The organism is Enterobacter sp. YSU, assembly GCF_016082135.1.
Lineage (GTDB): Bacteria > Pseudomonadota > Gammaproteobacteria > Enterobacterales > Enterobacteriaceae > Enterobacter > Enterobacter hormaechei_C.
Window position 1 is genome coordinate 4,841,219 of the sequence record NZ_CP059487.1, and the last position, 7,450, is coordinate 4,848,668.

General features: G+C 52.0%; 7 protein-coding genes and 1 pseudogene. 6 read left to right on the forward strand and 2 right to left on the reverse strand.

The annotated features are described in order from the left end of the window. Nucleotides 1–99: 99 nt before the first annotated feature. Nucleotides 100–1,827, reverse strand: a pseudogene (locus H2Z33_RS23285) (Tn3 family transposase); the annotation flags it as partial. Nucleotides 1,828–1,985: 158 nt separating this feature from the next. On the opposite strand from H2Z33_RS23285, the gene H2Z33_RS23290 reads away from it, so the two are divergent. The 3 genes from H2Z33_RS23290 to H2Z33_RS23300 all read left to right on the forward strand — a co-directional run bounded on the left by H2Z33_RS23290 (nucleotide 1,986) and on the right by H2Z33_RS23300 (nucleotide 4,261). After that, nucleotides 1,986–2,564: a recombinase family protein gene (locus H2Z33_RS23290; protein ID WP_016151342.1), complete on the forward strand. Its 579-nt coding sequence runs from the start codon at nucleotides 1,986–1,988 to the stop codon at nucleotides 2,562–2,564. A gap of 175 nt (nucleotides 2,565–2,739) precedes the next feature. Then, the gene (gene chrA, locus H2Z33_RS23295) at nucleotides 2,740–3,945 is read left to right on the forward strand and encodes a chromate efflux transporter (protein WP_004206572.1); all 1,206 of its coding nucleotides are present in this window, start codon (nucleotides 2,740–2,742) and stop codon (nucleotides 3,943–3,945) included. A gap of 10 nt (nucleotides 3,946–3,955) precedes the next feature. Next, nucleotides 3,956–4,261, forward strand: coding sequence for a PadR family transcriptional regulator (locus H2Z33_RS23300; RefSeq protein WP_004206574.1), 306 nt, complete (start codon nucleotides 3,956–3,958; stop codon nucleotides 4,259–4,261). A 128-nt stretch (nucleotides 4,262–4,389) separates the two neighbouring features. On the opposite strand, the gene arsH is transcribed toward H2Z33_RS23300, so the two are convergent. Next, entirely contained in the window at nucleotides 4,390–5,088 is a 699-nt protein-coding gene (gene arsH, locus H2Z33_RS23305; RefSeq protein ID WP_007898876.1) for an arsenical resistance protein ArsH, read from the reverse strand. A gap of 85 nt (nucleotides 5,089–5,173) precedes the next feature. Between arsH and H2Z33_RS23310 the strand changes: the two genes are divergently transcribed. Genes H2Z33_RS23310 through arsC form a run of 3 tightly spaced genes read left to right on the forward strand, consistent with a single transcriptional unit; the run spans nucleotide 5,174 to nucleotide 7,266 of the window. Then, the gene (locus tag H2Z33_RS23310; RefSeq protein WP_022649397.1) at nucleotides 5,174–5,494 is read left to right on the forward strand and encodes a transcriptional regulator; all 321 of its coding nucleotides are present in this window, start codon (nucleotides 5,174–5,176) and stop codon (nucleotides 5,492–5,494) included. 44 nt (nucleotides 5,495–5,538) lie between these two features. Then, on the forward strand, nucleotides 5,539–6,828 hold the full coding sequence (locus tag H2Z33_RS23315) for an arsenic transporter (RefSeq protein ID WP_198091811.1): 1,290 nt from the start codon (nucleotides 5,539–5,541) through the stop codon (nucleotides 6,826–6,828). Between the two features lie 12 nt (nucleotides 6,829–6,840). Continuing rightward, a complete protein-coding gene (arsC, locus tag H2Z33_RS23320; protein WP_007898882.1) occupies nucleotides 6,841–7,266 on the forward strand; it encodes a glutaredoxin-dependent arsenate reductase in 426 nt (141 codons plus the stop codon). The last annotated feature ends 184 nt before the right edge of the window (nucleotides 7,267–7,450 follow it).

Below are 7,450 nucleotides of genomic sequence, written 5' to 3' on the forward strand. Positions count from 1 at the left end.
ATTCAGACGCCGGATAGATTCAAGCAAGCCAATTTATCGTCAAAATCGGTGTTGCAAAAACGGGAGTGACCATAGATTCCGTTTTCCAAGCGGCCCCCTTTTAGGGTGAGGGAGCATGCCATAAACCAGATCGCCAAAAGGGGATGCTGCTGAAGGGACACTGTTATCCAGCGGGGTAATTTTCACGCCTTTATCCGATATATCAACATCGGGTAAATCACCGGCCAGCGCCATCGCGTTAACTTCTTCCAGACGCGATGCAAGAAGCGTCAAACGGCTCTTGATGTATTCATGGCAATCGGCCGGAACAGCAAGGGGTAACTGGTTATCCCGGAGTGATTTTTCAAAATCGTCTGACGGTATCAGATAATCATCGAAATTCCTGTAGCGGCGTGACCCCTTTACCCAGGTGTCACCTGAACGTAAGGCTCCCTTCAGTTCATTCAGCACGCAAAATTCGTAATATTTTCGGTCAATGCCGGTGGGGGTGATCACAACCTTTCTCCAGCTTTCCGGGATGAACCCGATTGGCGCGGAAGGCGGTACTTTTCGGAGTTGTTTTCTATACATATCTCTGACGGTATCCAATGCGTCACTGAGCTGCATTGCGGCGGGTGCAGCCCTGAACTGCAACACGGACAGCATCCGGGGGGCGTATTTACGCAACGTACTGTATTTTTCTGTGATCAGATGCAACGGGTCGAAGTTGTCCTTACGTGACAGGAACCGCGTCTCTTCCACGCTGTTGATGAATTCCTGCCAGGGAAGGACGTCTTCTATTGCGGCCCAGGGATCTTCCCCGGACTCTCTGGCGTTAAGTAATGCCTGTCCGACGGTAACGTATTGCTTCAGTTTACTCTGAATCAGCTTTCCCGTTTGCTGGAGCCGCTCGGCCTGAGTACGTTTTGCCCTGCTGAACAGACTACTCAGAATACGCTCGTGCAGATCAATAACTTCGTCAGTCAGGGTGGATCTGGCCTCCGATATGATACAAACCAGCGAGGCATAACGGCGAACATCCGTGAATCTTGCCAGATCCCGGCTACTCATTTTCCTGCCTTCGCGTGCGAGTTTCAGGAGTCGGTTCTGGTGAACGGAAAGTGCAATGCCGTCAGGGAGTGCCAGCGACTCAATCGCATTTAACCGGTCGATATGTTGCAGGACATTTTTACCATTAATTTTTCCCGGAGGCTGGAGCAGCCAGGCCAGCCGTGAAGGTTGCTCACCCTCAGATACCAACAGACGGTCCAGTGCCGCTTTATGCCCTGGTTCAAGCTGCGCGGTAAGCGCAGAAAAAACCGCCCTGTCGGCAAGTGTTGTTGCTTCGGCCAGGGTTCGTTCGATCACTTCAACAGAGGGGAAAATAACCTTATTATTGTGGAGCCAGGAGAGCATTTCCTCCGCAAGTAAAAAACCTCTGTCTGTCCGCATGGCGTGGGGATAAAGGTGGCGAATACAGGTTTTTTGCAGCGCCCGGTTAAAAGGGGATAATTCCAGGTAGCGGTAGAGTTCAGCCAGATGTTCCCAGCGGGTGACCTCTCTTGATGCATACTCGGCCCACAAATCAGACTGGACTTTCAAATGAGCCGCCAGCCTGAAGACAACACAGTCGTGAGGTGAAATACTTTTGTCGGGAGGAAACCCTAGTCCTCGCAAATAACAGAGTAAAACTGCAAAGCCCAGACGGTTAGCTGGCCTGCGGTGTTAATTAATGAGCGCGAGGTCATGTTCACTCAGAAAGCACATGCGCGTCAGAAATACGTCATCATCTGGCACAATCAACAAGCGTTCTTTTTCTTCACTACTGAGTATTTGTCTCCGTGGCATAAATGCTTCCCCTGCACATAGTTCATTAAAGTTATCATTCGCACTGACCGAAACCGGTCGGTTTCGTACGCCTCGCAAACAATATGTCCGAAAGTCAGCGAAATTTGTTTCGTACATACGTTATAATTCGGACACCCTTTGCGTACGGAAAGTTTCCTATGTCACGAGTTTTTGCCTACTGTCGGGTCTCCACTCTGGAACAGAATACAGAAAATCAGCGCCATGAAATTGAAGCGGCGGGTTTTGCCATCAGACCCCAGCGGCTGATTGAGGAACATATAAGTGGTTCGGTTGCTGCCAGCGAAAGACCAGGGTTCATCCGGTTGCTTGATCGAATGGAAAGCGGTGACGTATTGATTGTCACCAAACTTGACCGACTCGGCCGTAATGCGATGGATATCCGAAAAACAGTTGAACAACTGGCTACTTTAGATATCCGTGTTCATTGTCTCGCTCTCGGAGGTGCGGATTTAACCAGCCCGGCCGGAAAAATGACTATGCAGGTGATTTCAGCTGTGGCTGAGTTTGAGAGGGATCTGCTGATTGAACGCACACATTCAGGGATTTCTCGGGCAAGATCAGCCGGGAAACGCTTCGGTCGTCCGCCCATCTTGAGCGAGGAGCAAAAAAAAATAGTGTCAGAGCGCCTTAATTCCGGGGCCAGTATCAGTGCGGTTGCCAGAGAATTTAATACCACCCGGCAAACCATACTCCGGGTAAAAGCAGGACAGCAATAATACTGAATGTGAATAAAGCCCATAACTGGCCAGGCAGTTGAAACTGTTCTTGAAGTAAACATCTGGAAAGCATGAAACATCATTCTATCCACAGGGAGCAGTGGCTATTATAATCGAATTTCGATAACGAAATTCGATTATAATAGCCACTAAAACCAGCAATCAGGATCTGACCATGAACGATACTGCCAGGAATGATCACAGCCCCTGGGCTGTCTTTCTGATTTTCTTCCGACTTGGCCTGACATCCTTCGGCGGCCCAATTGCCCATCTGGGTTACTTCCGCGATGAGTTTGTGACGCGACGGCAGTGGTTGACCGAGCGCAGCTATGCAGATTTGGTCGCTCTGTGCCAGTTCCTTCCGGGACCAGCAAGCAGTCAGGTTGGTATAGCGCTCGGGCTGTCCCGGGCCGGTTATACCGGGGCGCTGGCAGCATGGGCCGGCTTCACGCTACCGTCAGCAGTTGCACTGATCCTGTTTGCGCTGGGGATGACCAGTTACGGGGATGTGATGCCCTCTGGTGTATTGCATGGGCTGAAAGTGGTAGCCGTTGCGGTGGTCGCGCAAGCTGTATGGGGCATGGCCCGAAATCTTTGCCCGGATATACCGCGTATTACTGTCATGGCAGTGGCAACCTGCTTTGTGCTTCTTGTGCCATCGGCCTGGGGACAGGTGGGAGTAATCGTCACTGCGGCTGTCACTGGCATGTTACTGTTCAAACCTCAGCAGACGACGGTACATGATCCGCTGCCCGTTTCAATACGGCGTCGCGTCGGATTGTTCTGGCTCACGCTGTTCTTTGTGCTACTGACAGGGTTACCATTGCTGACGGCGATATTCCCAAATCCGACGCTGTTAATGGTAGAAACTTTCTACCGGACCGGATCACTGGTTTTTGGTGGCGGGCATGTCGTGCTGCCATTACTGCAGACTGAAGTCGTTCCTTCTGGCTGGGTCAGCACTGATACATTCCTGGCTGGCTACGGCGCTGCCCAGGCCGTTCCTGGACCGTTGTTCACTTTTGCAGCCTTTCTCGGGGCTTCGATGAACCAGGTGCCTTCTGGCTGGCTGGGTGGTCTGGTTTGTCTGCTGGCAATTTTCGCACCGTCCTTCCTTCTGATTGTGGGAGCATTGCCGTTCTGGGAAAGTCTGCGCCGCAATATCCGTACACAAGCAGCGTTGCAGGGTATTAATGCAGCCGTAGTTGGCCTTCTGCTGGCAGCTCTCTATCAACCAGTATGGACGAGCGCAGTTCTCGCTCCGCAAGATTTCGGCCTTGCCCTTGTGGCACTGGTCGCTCTGATGTTCTGGAAACTGCCGCCGTGGCTGGTCGTAGTGAGTTGCGGTGTTGCGGGTTGGTTGTTGAGTTTAGCACTGTGAGGTTCCGGGCGTGACCGACAAAGATCTTTACGGCGGGATGATCCGTTTGCACATCCTGCATCATGCAGCCAAAGAACCCGTCTTTGGTCTGGGCATCATTGAGGAATTGCGACACCACGGTTATCAACTCAGCCCGGGTACCCTGTATCCGATGCTGCACGGTATGGAAAAGAAGGGGTATCTCACCTCACGACATGTTCAGGCCGGTCGACGAAGTCGGCGAGTATATGAAATCACCGGACAAGGGCACATAGCGCTAACGGACGCCAGAAACAGGGTGAAAGAGCTGTTCGGTGAACTTGTTGAAGGCAAATGATATGCCTATGGTTTTAGTCCGGTCTGCCGTCTTCTGAAAACGACAGACACATGTAAGATTATCCGCTGCCTGGCAGAAGGAGACTTTGTGAAAACGCTCATGGTGTGTATTTATACGATCAGAAGGCGTTATATTTTTTCCTGATTGACGCGGTACGAAAGTTCCTGATGACTCTCTTTTCGTTCGCTGTAGCGATCTGCAAGGTAGCTGGTTTGTCCCCTGAGCAGCAACGTAATTTTAAACAACTCCTCTGCGACATCTACGATACGGTCGTACCATGAGGACGGCTTCATCCTTCCGTTCTCATCAAATTCCTGCCAGGCTTTCGCCACCGAGGACTGGTTGGGAATTGTGAACATCCGCATCCAGCGGCCCAGAATGCGCATCTGGTTCACGGCATTGAAGGACTGCGAACCGCCGCAAACCTGCATCACTGCAAGTGTCTTGCCCTGCGAAGGACGAACCGCGCCTTCACTCAACGGTATCCAGTCGATCTGCGCCTTCATCACCGCGCTCATAGCCCCGTGCCGTTCCGGCGAGCTCCACACCATCCCGTCACACCATCTGACCAGCCCGCGTAGCTCGGAGACTTTAGGGTGCGTATCCGGGGCATCATCCGGCAGGGGTAAACCGGAGGGGTTAAAGAATTTCACCTCCGCGCCCATCGCCGTCAGCAGGCGACCTGCTTCCTCCGCGGCAAAGCGACTGTAGGAGCGCTCCCTTAATGAGCCATACAGGATCAGAATCCGTGGGGGCTCCTGCAGGTGCAGACGTTCGGCAATATGTTGATCAAAACAGTCAGTATTCAGGGCTGGAAATTGTTCCATTTTTCTCCTCCGGAGAGAACAGGTGATTTTAAAGTTAATATATATGATCTAACATATGTGTATTCTAAAGGGAACGGAGTGAAAAATGCTACAACCTGTTCAGCTTTTCAAAATCCTGTCGGATGAAACACGGCTAGCCATCGTCATGCTTCTCCGTGAGTCCGGAGAATTGTGCGTCTGCGATATCTGCGTTGCCACCTGCGAATCGCAGCCCAAAATTTCGCGACATATGGCTATCCTTCGCGAGGCTGATCTGGTTCTTGACCGTCGGGAAGGCAAATGGATCCACTATCGTCTGTCACCCCATATTCCGGCGTGGGCAGCAGAGACAATCACGACGACCTGGCAGTGTCTGCGCGAGGATGTACGTGAATGGCTGGACAAATCAGCCTGCACCTCCTGCTGAGGCAGGAAAACATATTTACAAAATCATATATGATGGGGTCTGAGATGCTTTTGGCAGGGAGTATATTTTTACTGACGCTGGTACTGGTGATCTGGCAACCCAGAGGCCTGAGTATTGGCTGGAGCGCGAGTATCGGGGCTGTGCTGGCGCTGGGAACCGGTGTCATCCATATCTCTGATATTCCCGTTGTCTGGAATATCGTCTGGAACGCGACAGCGGCATTTATTGCGGTCATCATCATCAGCCTGCTGCTCGATGAGTCCGGCTTCTTTGAATGGGCCGCACTGCACGTCTCCCGCTGGGGTAACGGACGTGGCCGCCTGCTGTTCACCTGGATAGTCTTGCTCGGTGCCGCTGTTGCTGCTTTGTTCGCCAATGATGTCGCCGCGCTGATCCTGACGCCGATTGTGATTGCGATGCTGCTCGCACTGGGGTTCAGCCAGGGCACGACACTGGCCTTTGTCATGGCTGCAGGATTTATTGCAGATACGGCCAGCCTGCCACTCATTGTTTCTAACCTGGTGAATATCGTCTCGGCGGACTTCTTCGATCTGGGCTTTACGCAGTACGCCTCCGTTATGATCCCCGTGGATGCGGCAGCGATTGCGGCCACGCTGATCATGCTGCATCTCTTCTTCCGCAGGGATATTCCGGCAACGTATGACGTTTCGCTGCTGAAGACGCCTGCCAGTGTGATAAAGGATGCGGCAACGTTCAGGGCGGGCTGGATTGTCCTGTTATTGCTGCTTGTCGGTTTCTTCGTTCTGGAGCCGCTGGGGATCCCTGTCAGCGCGATAGCAGCTGCTGGCGCAGCAGTACTGTTTATCGTGGCGAAAAGAGGTCATGGCATCAACACAGGGAAAGTCCTGCGCAGTGCGCCATGGCAGATCGTGATTTTTTCGCTGGGCATGTACCTGGTGGTCTATGGCCTGCGCAATGCCGGGCTCACGGAGTATCTGTCTGGTGTACTGAACCTGCTGGCAGAAAAGGGGTTATGGGCAGCAACGTTCGGCACCGGCTTCCTGACCGCGTTCCTGTCGTCGGTGATGAACAATATGCCGACGGTGCTGATTGGCGCGCTGTCGATTGACGGGAGTACGGCGACTGGCGTCGTCAAAGAGGCAATGATTTATGCCAACGTGATTGGCTGCGATTTAGGCCCGAAAATCACCCCGATTGGCAGTCTGGCAACCCTGCTTTGGCTGCATGTGCTTGCCCAGAAAAATATAACGATCACCTGGGGTTATTACTTCCGCACGGGCATTATCATGACTCTGCCCGTGCTGTTTGTCACTCTGGCCGCGCTGGCGTTGCGGCTTTCCATCACTTTGTAATGAGATAAAGATATGAGCAACATTACCATCTATCACAACCCGGCCTGCGGCACTTCACGCAACACGCTGGAGATGATCCGTAACAGCGGTAACGAACCGACCATTATTTATTATCTCGATACGCCACCGACCCGTGATGAGCTGATTAAACTTATTTCAGATATGGGAATTACGGTGCGTGCATTGCTGCGTAAGAATGTTGAGCCTTATGAACACCTGGGCCTTGATGAAGAGAAATTCAGTGATGAGCAGTTGATTGATTTTATGCTTCAACATCCGATCCTGATTAATCGGCCGGTAGTCGTTACGCCGCTTGGCACTCGTCTTTGCCGCCCTTCAGAAATAGTGCTGGATATTCTACCTGAAGGTCAGAAAGGAGCGTTTACCAAAGAGGACGGCGAAAAGATCATTGACGAAACGGGGAAGCGGGTTAAGTAACCTGTTTTTTTCGTCTCATTTTTATCGTATTCGGGTGTCTGTCTGTACCATGCAGACGCTCGCTTTTTGTAATGCCAGCTAAAGAAACAGGCTTAACGTAGGATATTTAATGAGATGGTCACTCCCTCCTTCCCGGTACTATGCTGAGGACAGGCTTTCATTCGGAGAACTATCATGGAAAACA